This is a genomic window from Geodermatophilus sp. SYSU D01106, from assembly GCF_054049995.1.
In genome coordinates, this window is sequence record NZ_JBJGYM010000009.1 from 140,480 (window position 1) to 159,962 (window position 19,483).

General features: G+C 75.8%; 19 protein-coding genes. 4 read left to right on the plus strand and 15 right to left on the minus strand.

Translation table 11 applies throughout. From position 1 onward, the window contains the following. Positions 1 to 152 precede the first annotated feature (152 nt). Positions 153 to 1,217: a BMP family lipoprotein gene (locus ACI78R_RS12005; protein WP_457040895.1), complete on the minus strand. Its 1,065-nt coding sequence runs from the start codon at positions 1,215 to 1,217 to the stop codon at positions 153 to 155. Positions 1,218 to 1,482: 265 nt separating this feature from the next. Here ACI78R_RS12005 and ACI78R_RS12010 point away from each other — a divergent pair, with 265 nt between their 5' ends. After that, positions 1,483 to 2,790 carry a D-alanyl-D-alanine carboxypeptidase family protein gene (locus tag ACI78R_RS12010; RefSeq protein ID WP_457040896.1) on the plus strand — a complete coding sequence of 436 codons (1,308 nt, stop codon included), beginning with the start codon at positions 1,483 to 1,485 and terminating at the stop codon, positions 2,788 to 2,790. Here ACI78R_RS12010 and ACI78R_RS12015 read toward each other — a convergent pair. The 4 genes from ACI78R_RS12015 to hisC are packed head-to-tail and all read right to left on the minus strand — an operon-like array spanning position 2,675 to position 6,493. Next, positions 2,675 to 3,700, minus strand: coding sequence for a YihY/virulence factor BrkB family protein (locus tag ACI78R_RS12015; RefSeq protein ID WP_457040897.1), 1,026 nt, complete (start codon positions 3,698 to 3,700; stop codon positions 2,675 to 2,677). The two genes, ACI78R_RS12010 and ACI78R_RS12015, sit on opposite strands and share 116 nt — an antisense overlap. 37 nt (positions 3,701 to 3,737) lie before the next feature. Then, positions 3,738 to 4,313 (minus strand): 2'-5' RNA ligase family protein, encoded by a 576-nt coding sequence (locus ACI78R_RS12020; protein ID WP_457040898.1) that lies wholly within the window; start codon positions 4,311 to 4,313, stop codon positions 3,738 to 3,740. Further along, positions 4,310 to 5,332, minus strand: a complete 1,023-nt coding sequence (gene trpS, locus ACI78R_RS12025; RefSeq protein WP_073421475.1) for a tryptophan--tRNA ligase — start codon at positions 5,330 to 5,332, stop codon at positions 4,310 to 4,312. The genes ACI78R_RS12020 and trpS overlap by 4 nt, the downstream gene beginning before the upstream one ends. A 15-nt stretch (positions 5,333 to 5,347) precedes the next feature. Continuing rightward, complete coding sequence (gene hisC, locus ACI78R_RS12030; protein ID WP_457040899.1) at positions 5,348 to 6,493, minus strand: histidinol-phosphate transaminase; 1,146 nt, start codon at positions 6,491 to 6,493, stop codon at positions 5,348 to 5,350. Positions 6,494 to 6,535: 42 nt separating this feature from the next. On the opposite strand from hisC, the gene galE reads away from it, so the two are divergent. After that, positions 6,536 to 7,492, plus strand: coding sequence for a UDP-glucose 4-epimerase GalE (gene galE, locus ACI78R_RS12035; RefSeq protein ID WP_073421473.1), 957 nt, complete (start codon positions 6,536 to 6,538; stop codon positions 7,490 to 7,492). A gap of 24 nt (positions 7,493 to 7,516) precedes the next feature. Here galE and ACI78R_RS12040 read toward each other — a convergent pair whose 3' ends face one another. Further along, a complete protein-coding gene (locus ACI78R_RS12040) occupies positions 7,517 to 8,836 on the minus strand; it encodes a hemolysin family protein (protein WP_073421471.1) in 1,320 nt (439 codons plus the stop codon). A 197-nt stretch (positions 8,837 to 9,033) separates the two neighbouring features. Between ACI78R_RS12040 and ACI78R_RS12045 the strand changes: the two genes are divergently transcribed. Next, positions 9,034 to 10,092, plus strand: coding sequence for a hypothetical protein (locus ACI78R_RS12045; RefSeq protein WP_457040900.1), 1,059 nt, complete (start codon positions 9,034 to 9,036; stop codon positions 10,090 to 10,092). 4 nt (positions 10,093 to 10,096) lie between these two features. On the opposite strand, the gene ACI78R_RS12050 is transcribed toward ACI78R_RS12045, so the two are convergent. From ACI78R_RS12050 to ACI78R_RS12070, 5 genes are all read right to left on the minus strand, one after another. Then, positions 10,097 to 10,954, minus strand: a complete 858-nt coding sequence (locus tag ACI78R_RS12050; RefSeq protein WP_457040901.1) for an endonuclease domain-containing protein — start codon at positions 10,952 to 10,954, stop codon at positions 10,097 to 10,099. A 181-nt stretch (positions 10,955 to 11,135) separates the two neighbouring features. Continuing rightward, positions 11,136 to 12,350: an NADP-dependent isocitrate dehydrogenase gene (locus tag ACI78R_RS12055; RefSeq protein ID WP_073421467.1), complete on the minus strand. Its 1,215-nt coding sequence runs from the start codon at positions 12,348 to 12,350 to the stop codon at positions 11,136 to 11,138. A 65-nt stretch (positions 12,351 to 12,415) separates the two neighbouring features. Further along, a complete protein-coding gene (gene mdh, locus ACI78R_RS12060; protein WP_457040902.1) occupies positions 12,416 to 13,369 on the minus strand; it encodes a malate dehydrogenase in 954 nt (317 codons plus the stop codon). Positions 13,370 to 13,422: 53 nt separating this feature from the next. Continuing rightward, positions 13,423 to 13,722, minus strand: a complete 300-nt coding sequence (locus ACI78R_RS12065; protein WP_073421463.1) for a DUF3017 domain-containing protein — start codon at positions 13,720 to 13,722, stop codon at positions 13,423 to 13,425. Continuing rightward, positions 13,722 to 14,591, minus strand: coding sequence for a bifunctional methylenetetrahydrofolate dehydrogenase/methenyltetrahydrofolate cyclohydrolase (locus ACI78R_RS12070; protein WP_073421461.1), 870 nt, complete (start codon positions 14,589 to 14,591; stop codon positions 13,722 to 13,724). The genes ACI78R_RS12065 and ACI78R_RS12070 overlap by 1 nt, the downstream gene beginning before the upstream one ends. 101 nt (positions 14,592 to 14,692) lie before the next feature. On the opposite strand from ACI78R_RS12070, the gene ACI78R_RS12075 reads away from it, so the two are divergent. Then, complete coding sequence (locus ACI78R_RS12075; protein WP_245794676.1) at positions 14,693 to 15,295, plus strand: hypothetical protein; 603 nt, start codon at positions 14,693 to 14,695, stop codon at positions 15,293 to 15,295. A gap of 131 nt (positions 15,296 to 15,426) precedes the next feature. Here the strand turns inward: ACI78R_RS12075 and ACI78R_RS12080 are convergent, their stop codons facing one another. Genes ACI78R_RS12080 through ACI78R_RS12095 form a run of 4 tightly spaced genes read right to left on the minus strand, consistent with a single transcriptional unit; the run spans position 15,427 to position 19,446 of the window. Then, complete coding sequence (locus tag ACI78R_RS12080; RefSeq protein WP_457040903.1) at positions 15,427 to 16,056, minus strand: pentapeptide repeat-containing protein; 630 nt, start codon at positions 16,054 to 16,056, stop codon at positions 15,427 to 15,429. Further along, a complete protein-coding gene (purH, locus tag ACI78R_RS12085; RefSeq protein WP_073421459.1) occupies positions 16,056 to 17,609 on the minus strand; it encodes a bifunctional phosphoribosylaminoimidazolecarboxamide formyltransferase/IMP cyclohydrolase in 1,554 nt (517 codons plus the stop codon). Before purH ends, ACI78R_RS12080 begins: the two co-directional genes overlap by 1 nt. Beyond that, positions 17,606 to 18,214 (minus strand): phosphoribosylglycinamide formyltransferase, encoded by a 609-nt coding sequence (purN, locus tag ACI78R_RS12090; protein ID WP_073421457.1) that lies wholly within the window; start codon positions 18,212 to 18,214, stop codon positions 17,606 to 17,608. The genes purH and purN overlap by 4 nt, the downstream gene beginning before the upstream one ends. Before the next feature lie 47 nt (positions 18,215 to 18,261). Then, on the minus strand, positions 18,262 to 19,446 hold the full coding sequence (locus ACI78R_RS12095; protein WP_457040904.1) for a cell division protein PerM: 1,185 nt from the start codon (positions 19,444 to 19,446) through the stop codon (positions 18,262 to 18,264). Positions 19,447 to 19,483 lie beyond the last annotated feature (37 nt).

Sequence of the window (19,483 nt, forward strand, 5' to 3'; positions counted from 1 at the left end):
CGCCAGGAAGCGGCGGGTGCGTCGGCTGGGCATCCTCCCCGATCAGTGTGACGACCGGGGATCCCCCTCATGGCGGAGGGCCCGGGGGTGCGTGTGCGCCCCCGGGCCCTCCGGTCGTGCGTGGGGTCAGCCGGCCCTGCGGCCGGCCGCCGTCACGGGGTCGACGGGACCGTGATCTCGCCGTCGACGATCTGCGTGCGGTACTCCTCGATCTGGTCCTGGATGTCGTCGATGAAGCCACCCGAGGTGGACAGGCCGACGCCGTCCTGCTCCAGGTTGTAGACGATGTCCTCGCCGCCCTGGACGCTGCCGTCGACGAAGGAGTCGATGAACGAGGACACCGCGGTGTCCACGCGCTTGAGCATCGAGGTCAGGATGACCGCCTGCAGCGCCGGGTCGTCGACCGTCTGGTACTGGTCGGAGTCGACGCCGATGGCGCGCGCGCCGGCCGCCGCGGCCGCCTGGAAGACGCCGAGGCCCGAGCCGCCCGCCGCGTGGTAGACGATGTCGGCGCCGCCCTCGTACATGCCCTGGGCGACCAGCAGGCCGCGGTCGGGGGCGTTGAAGCCGGAGAAGTCACCGGCCGGCGAGATGTACTGCCGGTCGATGATGATCTGCGGGTTGACCGCCTGGGCGCCGGCCACGTAGCCGGCCTCGAACTTCTGGATCAGCGGGGTCTCGACGCCGCCGACGAAGCCGACGTGGCCCGTCTCGGACTTGAGCGCCGCGGCGACACCGGCGAGGAAGGAGCCCTCCTCCTCGCTGAACAGCAGGCCGGTGAGGTTGTCCGCCCCGACCTCCGCCGCGGAGGAGTCGATGATCGCGAACGTCGTGTCCGGGTACTGCTCGACGACGTCGCCGATGACCTCGCCGTAGGCGAAGCCGACCGCGATGATCGGGTTGTAGCCCTCGTCGGCCAGCTGGGTCAGCAGGTCGGCGCGGTTGGAGCCGTCGGCGTTGGGGCTGAGGTCCTGGAACTCGCCGCCGTGCTCCTCGACGGCGGCCTCGAGGCCCGCGACCGCCGCGTCGTTGAACGAGCGGTCGCCACGGCCGCCGGTGTCGAAGGCGAGGCCGATGCGGGGCTCCTCGCTGCCGCCACCCTCGCCGGCGCCGCTCCCGCTGCTGCCGCCGCCGGTCTCGTCGCTGGCACAGGCGGCCAGGGCCATGCTGCCGGCCAGCAGCAGGGCCGCGACCTTCATCTTCCGCGCTCGGCGCAAGACGCACTCCTCTCTGGGGGGAGCTCCCGGCACAGACGGGGGAGCTCCCGTGGGTCCTGGTCCGTCACGCCCGGGCACACCCCGGCACGGCCGGGACGCCGGACGCGACGACCCCGGCACGCTAACCGCGCTCCGGCCCCCCGCCGCCATCCGTGCGACGGACCGAGACGGGATCGTTGTGAACGCCCCGCCCGCGCGGAGCCCCGGCCACGGCCGCCCGCGCCCGGCGACCCGGCCCCGCCGGCCCGCGGCTAGCGTCCTCCCCGTGCGGCGACGGTGGGGTGCGCTGGTGGCCGTGCTGGCCGCGCTGGCGGTGCTCCTGGGCGCCGCTCCCGCCGCGGCGGCACCGGCCGACGACACCCCGCGCCCCACGGCCGACCCGGCCGCCCCCACGCCCACCGCGCCACCGGCCGGCGGGCCGCCGCAGGGTTCGGCGCCGGGCGGGGTCACCGTCGGCGGGGACGGCCTCGACACCCGCGGCACCGTGGTGGCCGACGGGGCGCCGCCGCTGCCCGACGGCGTCGTGGCGGCCGGCTGGCTCGTCGCCGACGCGGGCACCGGCGAGGTGCTGGCCGCCCGTGACCCGCACGGCCGCCACTACCCGGCGAGCACGCTCAAGACGCTGACCCTGCTGACCCTCGCCCACCGGCTGGACCCCGCGCTGGTGGTGGAGGGCACCGTCGAGGACGAGCAGATGGAGGGCAGCAAGGTCGGCATCGTGGCCGGCGGCCGCTACCCGGTCGGGCTGCTGTTCCAGGCGCTGGTGATGCAGTCGGGCAACGACGCGGCCAACGCGCTGGCCCGGGCGGCCGGGGGCACCGCGCCCACGATCGCCGCGATGAACGCCCGGGCGCTGCAGCTGGGCGCCTTCGACACGGTCGCGGGCTCGGTGTCGGGCCTCGACGTCGCCGGGCAGTCCTCCTCCCCCTACGACCTCGCCCTGTTCTTCCGGGAGCTGGTCGCGGACCCGGTCACCGCGGGGCTCCTCCTGACGCCGACGGCGCAGATGCCCGGCGTCGAGGGCCGCTCGCCCGGCTTCCAGATCCAGAACCAGAACCCGCTGGCCGGCTACCCGGGGACGCTGGGCGGCAAGACCGGGTTCACCGACGCCGCCCGGCACACCTACGTGACCGCCGCCGAGCGGGACGGCCGGCGGCTGGTCGTCAGCGTGATGGGCACCGAGAACGTGCCGCTGCGCGCCGCCGACCAGGCCGCGCGCCTGCTCGACTGGGGCTTCGCCGTCCCGGCGTCGCTGGCCGGCGTCGGCCGCCTGGTCGCCTCGGCCGACGAGGTCCCCGCTCCTCCCCCGACCCGGACGGCGACGCCGACGCCGGCCGGCCCCGCGCAGGTGGCGGCGGGCCCGCCCGCGGCGGCGCCGGCGGCCGGCGACGGCGGCCCGCCCGCGCTCGGCCTGCTGGCGCTCGGTGCAGCTGCGGCCGCGGTCGTCGCCGCCACGGTCATCGGCCGGCGGCGGGCGGTGCGCCGGACGCCGCCACCACCGGGGGCCGCGTCTCCGGGACGGCCGGCACCTCCGGGGTCAGGCGCGGGAGGGTCGCCGTCCACGCCGCCGTGAAGAACGCGAACCGGACCACCAGGTTGATCCACACCAGGACGCCGACCGCGCCGCCGAAGGCCGACGAGGTCACGCTGCCGGAGATCAGCGACAGGTAGAGGCTGCCGGCCAGCTTCATCAGCTCGAACCCGGCGGCGCCGAACAGCGCGCCGGGCAGCAGAAGCCGCAGCGGGTGCGACGTCGAGGGCACCACCCGCAGCAGCCACAGGAAGACGACGACGTCCCCGACGAACGCCAGCGCGATGCCGAGCAGGCTGGTGCCCACGGCCAGCCCCGGCGCGTCCTGCAGCCCCAGGACGTCGAGCACCACGGAGGTGGCCTGGGTGGCGAAGCCGGTCAGGCCGATGCTGAGCAGGCCGGCGCCGCCGAGGGCGACGAGCGCGACGACGTCGGCGAGGTTGTCGCGCCAGAACTCCGGCTCGTCGACGGAGCCCTTCCAGATCTGCTCCATGCCGATGCGCAGCTTGTCCATGGCGCGCAGCCCGGCGTAGAGGAAGCCGGCCGCGCCGATGATCCCGGTCAGGCCGGCCGCGCCCACCGCCGAGCGCAGCTCGTCGACGATCTGCCGCCCCGCGCCGCCGGGGAAGGACTCCCGGATGGCGGTGTAGAGCTCCCGCTGCAGGATCGCGTCGCCGGACAGGACCAGGGCGATGACCGAGGCGACCAGCAGCAGCACCGGGAACAGGCCGAGGAACACGAAGTAGGTGACCCCGGCGGCGAGCAGGTCGCCCTGGCTGCGCTGGTAGCGGCCGCCGGCCCGGGCGAGGTGGTCGAACCACGGGCGCCGGCGGCGCTGGGTGCGGACGAGGGAGTCCACGGAGCCCGCGACCCGGGCGCCGGCACCGGTGACGCGGGCCCAGGGGCCGCGTCCGGCGTCGGCGGGGGGCCGGTCGTCCGGAGGGGTGCCCACCCCGTCCAGTCTGCTGCCTCGGGGGCCGCGGCGCAGGTCAGCGGCGGTGCGGCGGCCCGGTCAGCGGGTACTCGCGGGCGACCACCCAGGTGCCGGTGGGGCTCTGCTCGAACTCGGTGAACGAGGTGACGGCGAACTCCGCCGACAGGTCGGCCAGGCCGCTGTAGGCGAGGTCGAGCATGTCCGGCGCGACGTCGTGGGCCACGGTCACGTGCGGGTGGTACGGGAACGACAGGTCGCGCGCCAGCGGCCCGGTGCGCACGTCGGAGGCCAGCAGCTCGCAGTTGCCGATGCCCTTGGCGACGGTCACGAAGACGACGTCGGAGACCGGCGTGAAGGTGCCGGTGCCTGACAGGTGCATCTCGAACGGCGGGTGGGCGCGGGCGACGCGCGCCAGGTGCTCGCCGATCGCGGCGCGGTCGGCGCACGGCACCTCGGTGGGCGGCAGCAGCGTGACGTGCGGCGGGACGACGGTGGCCTGCGGGTCGCCGACCTTGGCGCGCCAGTCGACGAGCACCTGCGCCCACGGCTCGGGGACCGGCACGAGGACGCCGACGACGGAGGTCTGCGGCGGCGCCGTCCGGCTGCGCGGGACGAACGTGTCGTCGTTCACGACACCGCCCCCGCGGGCCGGAGGAAGCCGACGCGGTCGTAGACCGTGGCGACGGTGGCCGCGGCGACCTCGCGGGCGCGGGCCGCCCCGCCGGCGAGCAGCCGCTCGAGCTCGGCGCGGTCGTCGAGCAGCTCCTGCGTGCGGGCGCGCACCGGGGCGACGAAGTCGGTGACCACCTCGGCGAGCTCCTTCTTGAGGTCGCCGTAGCCGCGGCCGGCGAACCGCTCCTCCAGCTCGGGCACCGGGATGCCCGACAGGGCGCTGTGGATCGTCAGCAGGTTGGTGACGCCGGGCTTGTTCTCCGCGTCGGCCACCACCTCGCGGCCGGTGTCGGTGACCGCCGAGCGGATCTTCTTCGCCGACGTCTTCGGGTCGTCGAGGAGGAACACACAGCCGGCCGGCGGCAGGCTCTTGCTCATCTTCTTCTCCGGCGACTGCAGGTCGAGGATCTTCGCCGCGCCCTGCGGGATCCGGGCGGCGGGCAGCGTGAACGTGTCGCCGAACCGGCCGTTGAAGCGGGTGGCGAGGTCGCGGGTCAGCTCGAGGTGCTGGCGCTGGTCCTCGCCCACGGGCACCTCGTCGGCCTGGTAGACGAGGATGTCGGCGGCCTGCAGCACCGGGTAGGTGAACAGCCCGACCGAGGAGCCCGCGGCGCCCTCGCGCTGGCTCTTGTCCTTGAACTGCGTCATCCGGCTGGCCTCGCCGAAGCGGGCGAGGCACTCGAGCACCCACGACAGCTGGACGTGCTCCGGCACGTGGCTCTGCACGAACAGCGAGCTGCGGGCGGGGTCGACGCCGAGGGCGACCAGCTGGGCGGCGGAGACGAGGGTGTTCTGCCGGAGCTGCGCCGGGTCCCAGTCCATCGTGATCGCGTGCTGGTCGACGACGCAGTAGAACGCCTCGGCGGTGTCCTGCAGCGCGACCCACTGGCGGAGCGCACCCAGGTAGTTGCCGAGGTGGAAGGAGCCCGCCGTCGGCTGGATGCCGGAGAGGACACGGGGAAGAGGCACGGCGGCCATCAAACCAGCCGCGGCTCAGCCGACAGGCGCGCCGGTGCGCACGTCGTCGCCCGCCGCACCCGACGCGCCGGTGGTGACCTCGTCGAGCGCCGCGAGGAAGACGTCGTCCTCCTCGGGCGTGCCGACCGTCACCCGGATGCCCTCGCCGGCGAAGGGACGGGTGATGACGCCGCGGCCCTCGAGCGCCGCCGCGACCTCCGCCGTCGGCTCCCCCAGCGGCAGCCACACGAAGTTGGCCTGGCTGTCGGGCACCTCGTGACCGCGCTCGCGCAGGGCCGCGGTGAGCCGGTCCCGCTCGGCGACGACGGCGGCCACCCGCCGGCCCACCTCGTCGGCGCTGGCCAGCGCGGCGACCGCGGCGGCCTGCGCGAGGCTGGAGACGCTGAAGGGCACGTGCGTGCGGCGGACGGCGTCGGCGACGGCCGGGTCCTCGGCGACCAGGTAGCCCACCCGCAGGCCGGCCAGCCCCCACGCCTTGGAGAACGTGCGCAGCACCGCGACGTTCGGCCGGCCGCGCATGAGCTCGAGCCCGTCCGGGACGTCGGCGTCGGTGACGAACTCCCGGTACGCCTCGTCGAGGACGACCAGCACGGACTCGGGCACCCGGTCGAGGAACCGCTCGAGCTCGGCCCGGCGCACCGCCGTCGACGTCGGGTTGTTGGGGTTGCAGACGAACAGCAGGCGCGTGTCGTCGTCGACCACGGCGGCCAGCGCATCCAGGTCGTGGGTGTCGGGCGACCCGCCGGGGCGGGAGGGCACCAGCGGCACCTGCAGGCTGCGCGCCCCGGCCACCTGGGCCAGCAGCGGGTACATCTCGAACGAGCGCCAGGCGAAGGCGATCGCCGTCCCGGGGTCGTTGAACGACTGCGCGAGCTGCTGGCAGAGCATCACCGCGCCGCAGCCGGGCACGACCTGCACCGGGTCGACGTCGTAGTGCTCGGCCAGCGCCCGGGTGAGGACGGCGGCCCCGTTGTCGGGGTAGCGGTAGGTCTCCCCCGCCGTCGCCGACAGCGCCTGGACGACCGCCGGCAGCGGCGGGAACGGCACCTCGTTGCTGGCCAGCTTGACGGCGCGGTCGACGCCGAGCTCGCGGGCGAGGTCGGCCGGGTTGCGGCCGGGCTTGTAGGCCGGCAGCGCCTGCACCGCCGGACGTGCGCTCACCACGGACAGGTCCTCCCGGGCGACGGCTCCTAGGGTGGCCCCATGCGCGTACTCGTCGCCGGTGGGGCCGGCTACATCGGCAGCGTAGTCACCGCCGCCCTGCTCGAGGGCGGCCACGAGGTCACCGTGCTCGACGACCTCTCGACCGGGCACGCCGACGCCGTCCCGGAGGGCGCCCGGTTCGTGCAGGCCAGGCTGCAGGAGTCGGCGCCGGTGCTGGCCGAGGTGCGGCCCGAGGCGGTGCTGCACTTCGCGGCCAAGAGCCTGGTCGGCGAGTCGCAGGTCAAGCCGGAGATCTACTGGGAGCACAACGTCGGCGGGTCGCTGGCGCTGCTCGAGGCGATGCGCGCGGTCGACTGCCGGCGGATCGTGTTCTCCTCCACGGCGGCCACCTACGGGGAGCCCGACCAGGTGCCGATCCGCGAGGACGCGCAGACCCGGCCCACCAACACCTACGGCGCCACGAAGCTCGCCGTCGACGCGATGCTGACCTCCTACGCCACCGCGTACGACTTCGCCGCGGTGAGCCTGCGCTACTTCAACGTGGCCGGCGCGGCGTACGGCCGGGGCGAGCGGCACACCACCGAGACGCACCTCATCCCGATCGCGCTGCAGGTCGCGGCCGGGACGCGGGAGGCGATGACCGTCTACGGCGAGGACTACCCGACGCCGGACGGCACCTGCATCCGCGACTACATCCACGTCTCCGACCTCGCCGACGCGCACCTGCTGGCGCTGACCGCGCCGCAGCCGGGCGAGCACCGGGTCTACAACCTGGGCAACGGCACGGGCTTCTCGGTGCAGCAGGTGGTCGACGCCGTCCGCGAGGTCACCGGGCACCCGGTGCCGGTGCAGGTGGGCGAGCGGCGGGCGGGCGACCCGGCGCAGCTGGTGGCCGCCAGCGACCGCATCCGGGCCGACCTCGGCTGGAGCCCGCGGCACACCGACCTGACCGGGATCGTGCGCGACGCGTGGGAGGTCTCGCGGGGGCGGAGCTGACGGACCCGGGCTCCCCGGCCGGGCTCAGCCGGCCGGGGCGTCCTCCCCGGCCGGCTCGGCGTCCGGCGCGCCGGTGACCGACAGCCGGGCGATCCGCCGTCCGTCGAGCTCCAGGACGCCGAGGGTGCGGCCCTCCACCTCGACCGAGTCGCCGACGCCGGGGATGCGGCCGAGCTCGGCGAGGACGAAGCCGGCCACCGTCTCGTAGGGGCCCTCGGGCAGCCGCAGGCCGGTGACCTCCGCGAAGTCGTCGAGGTTGAGCAGGCCGTCGACCTCGTGCGGTCCGCCGGGACGCTCGTCGGCGTCGGCGACGACCTCCTCGTCGTACTCGTCGTAGATCTCGCCGATGACCTCCTCGATGAGGTCCTCGAGGCTGACGATCCCGTCGGTGCCGCCGTACTCGTCCACCACGATCGCCAGGTGCTGGTTCTCCCGGCGCATCTCCGACAGGGCGGTGAGCACGCCGGCGGTGCCGGGCAGCCGCTTCACCTCGCGGGCCAGGTCGCCGACGGTGGCCGCGCGCCCGGCCGGGTGGGTGGGCAGCAGCAGGTCGCGGACGTGCACGAAGCCGACGACGTCGTCCTGGTCGCGGCCGGTCACCGGGTATCGCGACCAGCCGGACTCGGCCACCTGGCGCGCGGCGCGGCTGACCGTCGTCGAGGCCTCGAGGAACTCGACCTCGGTGCGCGGGGTCATCACCTCGCGGACCTCGCGGTCGCCGGCGCGGAACACCTCGTCGATGAGCCGGCGTTCGTCGCTGGACAGCGACTCGTGCGCGGCGACGAGGTCGCGCAGCTCCTCCTGGCTGATCGCCTCGCCACTGGCCCTCGGGTCGCCGCCGAGGAGCCGCACCAGGACGTTCGTGGAGGCCGACAGCAGCCAGATGACCGGCCGCGACAGCCGCGCGATGGTGTTCAGCGGGCGCGCGACCATCAGCGAGAAGCCCTCGGCGCGCTGCAGCGCCAGGCGCTTGGGTGTCAGCTCGCCGACCACCAGCGACAGGTAGCTGATCGCCACGGTGACCAGGACGAGGGCCAGCGGGTCGGCCACGCCCTCCCCTACGCCGCGGGTGACCAGCCAGTCGCTGAACGGCTCGGCGAGGGTGCTCGCGCCGAAGGCGGCGGACAGGAAGCCCGCGAGGGTGACGCCCACCTGGACGGCGGCGAGGAACCTGTTGGGGTCGGCGAGCAGGCGGGCCAGCGCACGGCCGCGGCCGCCCCGCTCGGACAGCACGCGGACCTGGGCCTCCCGCAGCGACACCAGGGCGATCTCCGCGCCGGCGAAGAAGCCCCCCACCAGCACGAAGACGACGACCAGGACGATGTCGAGCCAGACGTCGCTCACGGCGGCGTGCTCCTCGGAGATGGGGGCGGGGTGAGCCGTCCATGCTGCCCGCCCGGCCCGCTCGGGCGGCGCCTGGGGCTCCCCGGGGGCAGGTGTGTGACCTCGGTCACGTCCCTCTCCCGGGTGAACGGCCGCTACGGCTAGTCTCGACGAAGTCACGGTCCGTTTCTGTCGAGTCCCGTGAGGACGTCCTCCTCGTGCGCCACCGCCGGTCTTCCCCGCTGTCCGCCCGCCTCGCCGCCGCGGGCCGTCGGCTGCTCCCGTCGCTGTTCCGCGTCCTGCTCGGCCGGCGCGCGCTGTCCGTCCTGGCCGTGACGGTGGTCGTCGCCGGCATCGCGCTGGTGGTCCCGCTGGTGATGGCCGGCCGCGGTGCGCTGTCGACGTCGGAGTCGGCCGTCATGACCACCGCCGAGGACGCCGGGCAGCGGACCGGTGTGGTGACGATGGGCGTCGACGGCGAGCCCGCGCCGGGGTCCGCGGGGGCCGGCTCGGCGTCGTCGGGCCCGTCCTCGTCGTCGGCTACGTCCTCGTCGGGCTCGGCGTCGTCCGCGTCGGCGTCCTCGCCGGCCGGGTCCCGGTCCGGGACCGCCGCGGCCCCGGGCACCGCCTCGTCCTCCGCTCCGGCAGGCGTCCCGTCGTCCGCCGCGTCGTCCGCGGCGGAGGCGCCGCACTCCCCCGCGGACCAGCCGTCGTCGTCCCCCGCGGGGACCCCGTCCGCGTCGGCGGGGGCGCCTCCGGCCGGGTCGCCCTCCGCGGCCGGCTCGTCCTCCGCGTCGGCGGCCGCGCCTGCGCCGCAGGCGGCCCCCGCCGCGCCGGCCGTGCCCGCGCCGGGCACCACGTCGCCGGCGCCGGCTCCCTCGCCGACGCCGTCGCGGAGCAGCGCGCCGGCTCCCTCCCCCGGCCCGGCGGCCCTCCCGGCGCCCGGCGCGACCGCGGCCGCGGTGCCCGGCGGGGCGGCCGCGGTGCTGGCGGCGGTCGACGTCGCCCGGGTGGCCGCCGGCTGCGACCCGCTGACCCGCGACGCCGGCCTGGCCGCGCAGGCCGAGGCGCACGGCGAGGAGATGCGGCGCGCGGGCGGCGAGGTGCCGGTGGGCAGCGGCGCGGTGGCGGCCGGGACCCGTGACGGCGGCACGGTCGTCGCCGGCTGGCTCGCCGGCTCCGCCGCCGGGGACCTGCTCGACTGCTCGCTGACCAGCGCGGGCGCGGCCGTCGTCGGCGGCCCCGGCGGCCCGTTCTGGACCCTCCTGCTCGCCTGACCCCTCAGCGCGCCACGGCGGCGGCCTGGCGGGCCCGCAGCGCCAGGATCCGCGCGACGAGGCGCTCGGCGTGGCGCATGTCCTCGGTGGTGACCGAGAGGGTCACCCAGCCGGCCGCCGTCATCCGGTTGGCCCGCCGCCGGTCGGCGAGGAAGGCGGCCCGGCCGCCGTGCCACAGCCCGTCGTACTCGATGGCCAGGCGCAGCTCCGGGTAGGCGAGGTCCACCCGGGCGACGAACCCCTGCGCGTCCCGGACGACGTACTGGGCCACGGGCGGCGGGAGCCCCGCACGGGCCAGCAGCAGGCGCAGCCGCGTCTCCTGCGGGGACTCCGCGAGCCCGTCGGCGAGCGCGGCCACGGCCCGGGCCTGCGCGCTGCCCCGGCACCGGGGCAGCCCGGCGACCGCGGCGCGCACGGCGGGCAGGTCGGCGAGCCCCGCGCGGACCAGCCGGTCGAGCAGGACGACGCACTCGTCCGGGTCCCCGTCCCGCACGAGGTCGACGGCCGTGTCGACGCGGCCGGTGCAGGGCCGCCCGCGGCGGACGGCCAGCGCCTGCCCGGAGCGCAGCGCGCGGACGCGGACGCCGTCGCCCGCGTTCCACCGCGTGCCGGGAGGGACGACGACCTCCACCGGGTCGTCGGCGCCGGAGAGTCCGGGCACGCCCCAGAGCAGCGCGGCGCTGCGCCGGGCGAAGCCCGCTCCCGGCGGCAGGACGAGGCCCACCCCGGCGACGTGCAGCCCGTGGGTGACCGGGAGCCGGGCGTCGGCGTAGACGTCCTGCCGGAGCCGCCGCCAGGCGCTGCTGCGCAGCTGCTTGCGCGTGAGCCAGCCGCGGTCGACCGCCGTGGAGCCGCGGAACACGCGTCCCTCCAGCGGGACCGGGCGTGAGGGCGGCACGGGCACGCCGGCGAGCCTGCCGCCACCGGGCGTCCGCGCGACCGTCGTCCACAGGACGACGACACGGCAGTGGCCCCCTCGGACGCGCCGAGAGGGCCACTGACGTGTGTCCGTCACCGCGGGGGCGACGGACGCGGGTGCTGGGTCAGGCCATGGCCTTCTGCAGGTTGCTGTCGATGGCCGCCAGGAAGTCCTGGGTGGTCAGCCACGGCTGGTCCTTGCTGATCAGCAGCGCGAGGTCCTTGGTCATCTGACCGCCCTCGACGGTGTCGATGCAGACCTTCTCGAGGGTCTCGGCGAACCGGGTGACCTCGGGGGTGCCGTCCAGCTTGCCGCGGTGGGCGAGGCCCCGGGTCCAGGCGAAGATCGACGCGATCGGGTTGGTCGACGTCTCCTTGCCCTGCTGGTGCTGCCGGTAGTGGCGGGTCACCGTGCCGTGGGCGGCCTCGGCCTCGACCGTGCGCCCGTCCGGGGTGGCCAGCACCGAGGTCATGAGGCCGAGCGAGCCGAAGCCCTGCGCGACCGTGTCGGACTGGACGTCGCCGTCGTAGTTCTTGCAGGCCCAGACGTAGCCGCCCTCCCACTTGAGCGACGCGGCGACCATGTCGTCGATGAGCCGGTGCTCGTAGGTGATGCCGGCCGCCTGGAACTGGTCCTTGAACTCGGCCTCGAAGGTCTCCTCGAAGATGTCCTTGAACCGGCCGTCGTAGGCCTTGAGGATCGTGTTCTTCGTGGACAGGTAGACCGGGTAGCCACGCGAGAGGCCGTAGTTCAGCGAGGCGCGGGCGAAGTCGCGGATCGAGTCGTCGAGGTTGTACATCGACAGCGAGACGCCGGCGCCGGGCGCCTGGAAGACCTCGTGCTCGATCGGCTGCGAGCCGTCGTCCGGGGTGAAGGTGACGGTCAGCTTCCCCGAGGTGGGGAACTTGAAGTCGGTGGCGCGGTACTGGTCGCCGTAGGCGTGGCGGCCGACGATGATCGGCTTGGTCCAGCCCGGCACGAGCCGCGGCACGTTCTGCATGATGATCGGCTCGCGGAAGATCACGCCGCCGAGGATGTTGCGGATCGTCCCGTTCGGGGAGCGCCACATCTTCTTGAGGCCGAACTCCTCGACCCGCGCCTCGTCCGGCGTGATGGTGGCGCACTTGACGCCCACGCCGTGCTTCTTGATCGCGTTGGCGGAGTCGATCGTGACCTGGTCGTCGGTGGCGTCGCGGTGCTCGATGCCCAGGTCGTAGTACTCCAGGTTCACGTCGAGGTACGGCAGGATCAGCTGGTCCTTGATGAACTGCCAGATGATCCGGGTCATCTCGTCGCCGTCGAGTTCGACGACGGTGCCCTCGACCTTGATCTTGCTCACGTCAGACATTCCCTCTCTGCAGCCCCGGCCCGTCGGGCCGGGAGTCGGTCAGGTCGCGGCCGCTCTCACATGTCCGCGACGTCGGCCTGCTTGGCACGCACCGCCTCGGCGGCCTCGCGCAGCCCGGCCAGCTCGCTGTCGGTCAGGTCCCCCTCGACCACCCGGCGCACACCCCCGCGGCCGATCTCCGCCTCGACGCCGAGGTACACGCCGGAGATCCCGTACTCGCCGTCGACCCACGCGCACACCGGCATGACCGCGCCCGAGTCCTCGATGACGGCGCGGGCCATGCGGGCCGCGGCCGCCGAGGGCGCGTAGTACGCCGAGCCGGTCTTGAGCAGCGCCACGACCTCGGCGCCGCCGTTGCGGGTGCGCTGCACGAGGTGCTCGACGCGGTCGGGGGCCATCACGTCGGCGAGCGGCTTGCCGTCGACGGTGCAGCGCGAGGGCACCGGCACCATCGTGTCGCCGTGCGAGCCGAGGGTCAGGGTGCGCACCGAGGAGACCGGGACGCCGAGCTCCTCGGCGACGTTGTTGGTGAACCGGGCGGTGTCGAGCATCCCGGCCTGGCCCATGACCCGCTCCTTCGGGAAGCCGGTGGCGAGCTGGGCGAGGGCGGTCATCTCGTCGAGCGGGTTGCTCACCACGATGACGACGGCGTCCGGCGAGGTCCGCGCGATGTTCTCGGCGACCGAGCGGACGATGCCGGCGTTGGTCTCGATGAGGTCCATGCGGCTCATGCCGGGCTTGCGGGGCAGGCCCGCGGTGACCACCACGACGTCGGAGCCCTCGGTGCCCTCGTAGGAGCCCCCGCCGACGCCGACGACGCGCGTCTCGAAGCCCTCGATCGGGCGTGACTGGTTGATGTCGAGGGCCAGGCCCTCGGGCTTGCCCTCGACGATGTCGGTGAGCACGACCGTCTCGAAGACGTCGTACTCCGCCAGTCGAAGGGCGGTGGTGGAGCCGTAGAAGCCGGCACCGACGACGGTGACCTTGCCGTTCCTGGGCTGCTCTGCCATGGGCGTCAACCTAGACCCGGGACCCCCGTGGCCGCGCCCGCGGGCCGGTCCGCTCAACTGCCCGGCACCAGGACGGACAGCACCGTGACCGCCACCCCGGCCCCGGCCATGAGGACGACGTCGACCGGGCGGCTGCGGACGGCGAGGAAGCCGACCCGCCGCACCGGCAGCACCAGCCGCAGCACCGCGGCCCCCACCAGCGCCAGCCCGACCACCAGCAGGCCGCGCCGCCAGTGCTCCAGCGCGACCATGCCCAGCCCCACCGCGACCGCGACCAGGACCGCGAACAGCGGCAGCTGGCGCAGCAGCCCGGCCAGGAACGGCCGGCGCGTGTAGAGGGGCGGCCGGCTCATCAGGCGGTGAGCACCTCGGCCGCGACGGCGCGCTCGGCGGCGAGCACCACGTTCTGCAGCAGCATCGCCCGCGTCATCGGGCCGACGCCGCCGGGGTTGGGCGCCACGTGGCCGGCCACCCCGGCGACGTCCGCCGCCACGTCGCCGGCGATCTTCCCGTCGACCCGGCTGACCCCGACGTCGAGCACCGCGGCGCCCGGCTTGACGACGTCGGCCGTGACCAGCCCGGGCACGCCGGCCGCGGCGACGACGACGTCGGCGCTGCGCAGGTGGGCGGCGAGGTCGCGGGTGCCGGTGTGGCAGAGGGTCACCGTGGCGTTCTCGGTGCGCCGGGTGAGCAGCAGCCCGAGCGGCCGGCCGACGGTGATCCCGCGCCCGACGACGACCACCTCGGCGCCGGCGACGGGGACGTCGTACCGGCGGAGCAGCTCGACGATGCCGACCGGCGTGCACGGCAGCGGCCCGTCGACGCCGAGCACCAGGCGGCCGAGGTTGGTGGGGTGCAGCCCGTCGGCGTCCTTGGCCGGGTCCATCGCCTCGAGGACGGCGTACTCGTCGACCTGGCGGGGCAGCGGGAGCTGCACGATGTAGCCGGTGCAGGCCGGGTCGGCGTTGAGCTCCTCGACGACGCCGAGGACGTCGGTGAGCGTGGCGGTGGCCGGCAGCTCGCGCTGGATGCTGGCGATGCCGACCTGCGCGCAGTCCGAGTGCTTGGCGTTCACGTACCAGCGGCTGCCCGGGTCGTCGCCGACGAGCAGGGTGCCCAGGCCCGGCCGGCGCCCGGCCGCGGTGAGGGCCTCGACCCGCGCGGTGAGCTCCTGGCGGATCGTGGCGGCGGTGGCCTTGCCGTCGAGGATCGTCGCGGGCACCCCGACAGTGTGCCGGAGTCGTCCCCGGCGGGGCCCTCCCGGCCCTACGCTCGCGGCGGCGCCTCCCCGGCGCCGTCCCGCCCGCCCCGCGAGGAGTGCCGATGAGCGAGCCCGACCCGTCGACCCGGCAGATGCCCGCCGCGCAGGCCGGTGGGTGGCGGGAGCAGACGGCGCCGGGGGCCGGCGGCTCCGGGGCGCACGGCTACGCCGGGACGGGCGAGAACTACTACACCTCGCCCAACTACTCGACCCGGCCGGTGGCGGTGCGCCGGCCGGCGTCGCTCGCCGGGCTGCTGTGCATCCTCGCCGGGATCGCCGCCGGCATCAGCGTGCTGCTGCGCTGGCTGGCTGACACCCCCGACCGCGGCTGGGACCTCGTCGGGCGCGGGTTCACCGAGCTCGGCGACGGTCTCTCGCAGCTGACGTCGTCGGGCTTCTGGCAGCCGCTGGCCGTGGTGCTCGGCGGCGCGGTGCTGTTCGTGCTGGGCATCCTGCTGTGGCTGCCGGCCCGCACCCACCGCACGCTCGGCGTGCTGGCGCTGTTCGTCAGCGCCCTGGCGATCGCGGCGGTGCTCGTCCCGCTGGCCCGCGAGGAGTGGGACGCCGGCCGGTTCGCCCTCGGCTTCTGGTTCGGCTGCGCCGTCGGCGTCCTCGGCCTGCTCGGCGCCCTCTGGGCGATGCTCAAGGGCCCCAAGTACCGGTGACATCGTCGGCCTACCGGCCGACACCGCGGCCAGGTGCCGTCCCCCGCCTGCGCTGAGCCCTGCCACGACGTCCCGCCCGGGAGCCTCCGGCCCCGCGGCCGGTAGGCCGACCAGGTGTCACGGCGGGTCCCCTATTCCACTCTGGCGCCGAGGGACTGCGTCACCTGGACGGCCTGAGGCAGGTCGAGCCGGACGCCGGTGAGCTCCAGGCCGCGCCACGGCCACGCCTCGGTGGCCGCGCCGCGCAGGTCGGCCCCGCGCAGCTTCGCGCCCTGCATCCGCGCCCGGTCGAGGTCGGCGCCGGTGAGGTCGCACTCGCGCAGGTCGGCGTCGGTCAGGTCGGCCTCGCGGAACCGCTGGCCCGACAGGTCGGTGCCCGACAGGTCCGCCCCGCGCAGCGACGTCCAGCTCCAGTCGCAGTCGGTGCTGGTCAGCGGCCGCAGCGTCGCGCCCGGGAAGTGCGAGCCGGTGAGCTTGCAGCCGTCCCACGTGACGTCGATGAGCCGCGCGCGGTCGAAGCGGCAGGACAGGAACGCCGACCCGCGGTGCCGCGAGCCGCTCATCCGCACCCCGGTGAGCACGCAGGAGTCGAACACGCAGCGCCGGGTGACCAGCTCGGTCAGGTCGGCGTCGTGGAACCGGCAGCGGGTGAACGTGACGCCCTCGAGCTCGGCGCCCCACCAGTCCACGGAGGAGAGGTCGGCGTCGGTGACCTCGGCGCCGTCCTCCGGGGGCCGGACGTGCGGCCGCGACCCCGGCATCAGTGGGCGAAGTGGCGGGTCCCGGTGAGGTAGAGCGGCACGCCGGCCGCGCTCGCGGCGGCGACGACCTCCTCGTCCCGCACCGACCCGCCCGGCTGCACCACCGCGCGCACGCCCGCGTCGAGGAGCACCTGCAGGCCGTCGGCGAAGGGGAAGAACGCGTCGGAGGCGGCCACCGACCCGGCGGCCCGCTCCCCGGCCCGCGAGACCGCCAGGCGGGCGGAGTCCACCCGGTTCACCTGGCCCATGCCGACGCCGACGGTCGCCTTGTCGTGGGCGAGCAGGATCGCGTTGCTCTTCACCGCGCGCACCGAGCGCCAGGCGAACACCAGGTCGTCGAGGCCCGCGGCGTCCAGCGGCTCCCCGCAGGCCAGCGTCCACGTCGTCGGGTCGTCGCCGGCGGCGTCGATCCGGTCGGCGGTCTGCAGCAGCAGCCCGCCGCTGACCGGCCGCATCTCCACCGCGGGCCGCGCGGCGCCGTCGAGCCGCAGCAGCCGGATGTTCTTCTTCGCGGTCAGCACGCCGACCGCGTCCTCGGTGAACGACGGCGCGACGACGACCTCGGTGAACACCCCGGCCACCTGCTCGGCCATGGCGAGGTCGACCTCGCGGTTGGCGGCGATGACCCCGCCGAACGCCGAGACCGGGTCGCAGGCGTGCGCCTTGCGGTGCGCGGAGGCGATGTCGGCGCCGACGGCGATGCCGCACGGGTTGGCGTGCTTGATGATCGCGACGCAGGGGTCGTTGTGGTCCTGCGCGGCCCGCCAGGCGGCGTCGGTGTCGACGTAGTTGTTGTAGGACATCTGCTTGCCGTGCAGCTGCTCGGCGTGCGCGAGGCCCGGCGTCCCGCCGCGGTAGAGCGCGGCCTGCTGGTGCGGGTTCTCGCCGTAGCGCAGCACGTCGGCGCGCTCCCACGAGGCGCCGACCCACGCGGGGAACGCCGACTCGTCGTCGGGTGCGAGCACGCTGCCCATCCAGGAGGCGACGGCGACGTCGTAGCTCGCGGTGTGCCGGAAGGCCGCCGCGGCGAGCCGCTGCCGCTCGGGGAGGGTGAACCCGCCCGCGGTGACGGCGGCGAGCACGTCGCCGTAGCGCGCCGGGTCGACGACGACGGCCACCGACGGGTGGTTCTTCGCCGCGGCGCGCACCATCGCCGGGCCGCCGATGTCGATCTGCTCGACGCACTCGTCGGGCGTCGCGCCCGAGGCGACGGTCTCGGTGAACGGGTAGAGGTTGACCACGACGAGGTCGAAGGGCGCGATGCCGAGCTCGTCGAGCTGCGCTGTGTGCTCGGGCTTCCGGCGGTCGGCGAGGATGCCGGCGTGCACCGCCGGGTGCAGGGTCTTCACCCGCCCGTCGAGGCACTCGGGGAAGCCGGTGACCTGCTCGACCGGGGTGACGGCGATGCCGGCCTCGGCGATGCGGCGGGCGGTGGCTCCCGTGCTCACCAGCTCGACGCCGGCGTCGGCCAGCCCGCGGGCGAGCTCCTCGATCCCGGTCTTGTCGTACACGCCCAGCAGGGCTCGGCGCACCGGGGTCCGGCTCTCGGTCATCGCGCGCTCTCCTCCGTCGTCCCGGTGACGAGTCGCGCCACCGTCTCCACCAGGAGCGTGCGCTCCACGGCCTTGATCCGTTCGTGCAGTCGGTCCTCGTCGTCGCCGGGCAGCACCGGCACCTCGCGCTGCGCCAGCACCGGGCCGGTGTCCACGCCGGCGTCGACGAGGTGGACCGTGCTGCCGGTGACCTCCGCGCCGGCGGCCAGGGCGTCGCGGACGGCGTGCGCGCCCGGGAACGCCGGCAGCAGCGCGGGGTGGGTGTTCACCAGCCGGCCCTCGTAGCGCGCCAGCACGGCGGGACCGACGATCTTCATGAACCCCGCGGAGACCACCCAGTCGGGGCGGTGCGCGGCGATCGCGTCGGCCAGCGCGGCGTCCCAGGCGGCCCGGTCGGGGAATGCGCGCAGCGGGACGGTGAAGGTGGGCAGGCCGCGGCGGCGGGCGTGCCCGAGGCCGGCGGCGTCGCGGTCGGCGCCGACGGCGACGACCTCCGCGGGGTAGCCGGGGGCGTCGGCGGCGTCGAGGAGCGCCGCGCACAGCGACCCGGTGCCCGACAGCAGCACCACGACCCGCGCCCGCGCGGGGGATGGAGCGGCCGGCACGCCGCCGACCCTAGACGGCGGCCCGTTCCTGCCCGCCGGACGGGGCGTCAGTCCCGCGACCGCCAGCGGGCCACGGCCGCCGCGAGGGCCGCGGCGATGCCGGCCTGCAGCGCGACGGCCAGCGCGGTGGCCACCGGCGGCGCCCCGACGTCGGCCAGCGCGCCGTCGCCCAGCGAGCCGCCGGCGACCGCGACGGCCAGCCCGGAGGCGACCCCCAGCAGCAGCCCGGCGAGGACGCCCCACAGGCCCGCGGAGACCGAGCCGCCGTCGTCGTCGCCCATCCGGCGGCCGAGCACCGTGCCGGCCACGAGGCCGGCCAGCGCGGGCACCGCCTGCGAGGCGAAGGCCAGCAGGGGCACGGCCTGGGTGTCGGGGAGCGCGGCCAGCAGCGGCAGCGCGGGGACCGGGCCGAGGCTGACCCCGTGCACGGAGACGACGGTCGCCGCGCCGACGGAGAAGCCCGGCCCGGCGGCGACGCCGAGGGCCGCGGCGGCGGCGTTGGGCAGCAGCAGCGCGCCGAGCGCCAGGAGCCCGAGGACGCCGGCGGCCGACCCGCCCAGCGACTCCTCGACCGCCGCGTACCCGGCGGCGTCGGCGCCCATGGCGACCGCGACCACCGCGCAGCACAGCCCGCCGGCGGCGAGCAGGCCCGCCAGGACGGCCGGCAGCAGGGGCCGGACCGGCCCGGGCAGCCGGTCGAGGGCGGCGTCCGCCAGGCCGCTCTCCCGCAGCACGCCCCAGCCGCCCGCCACCACCGCGAGGACCGCCGCACCGGCCGCGCAGCGCAGCAGGTCGGTGCGCGCGCCGGGCCCGTCGACGGCGAGCGCCAGCAGCACGGCGATCAGCGCGTGCACCGCCACCACGGTCACCACGACGACACCGGCCCCGCCGGCCCCCGCCGGCCCGGTCACCCGGGTGACCCCGCGTCCCGCGCGGGACAGGCCGACGGCGACGGCGAGGGTGAGCAGCAGCGGGGCGAGGACGACCGGCCCGGACCCGAGGTCGAGTCCGCCGCCGGTGGCCAGCAGCCACAGCCGGCCCGCCACCCGGACCGACCCGCCGACGGGCAGCCCGCCGGTGGGGTCCAGCGCCTGGACGACGACGACCGCGAGGCCCAGGCCGACGAGGCCGAGCAGCGTCACCGCCGCGGTGGCCGCGACCGCCAGCCCGGCTCCGCGTGCGGCCGACTGCTGCCGGCCGGGGACGGGCAGGCGTGCCAGCAGGGAGACCACGTCCCCACTGTCGCAAGCGCGGCGGCCGGACGCCGGT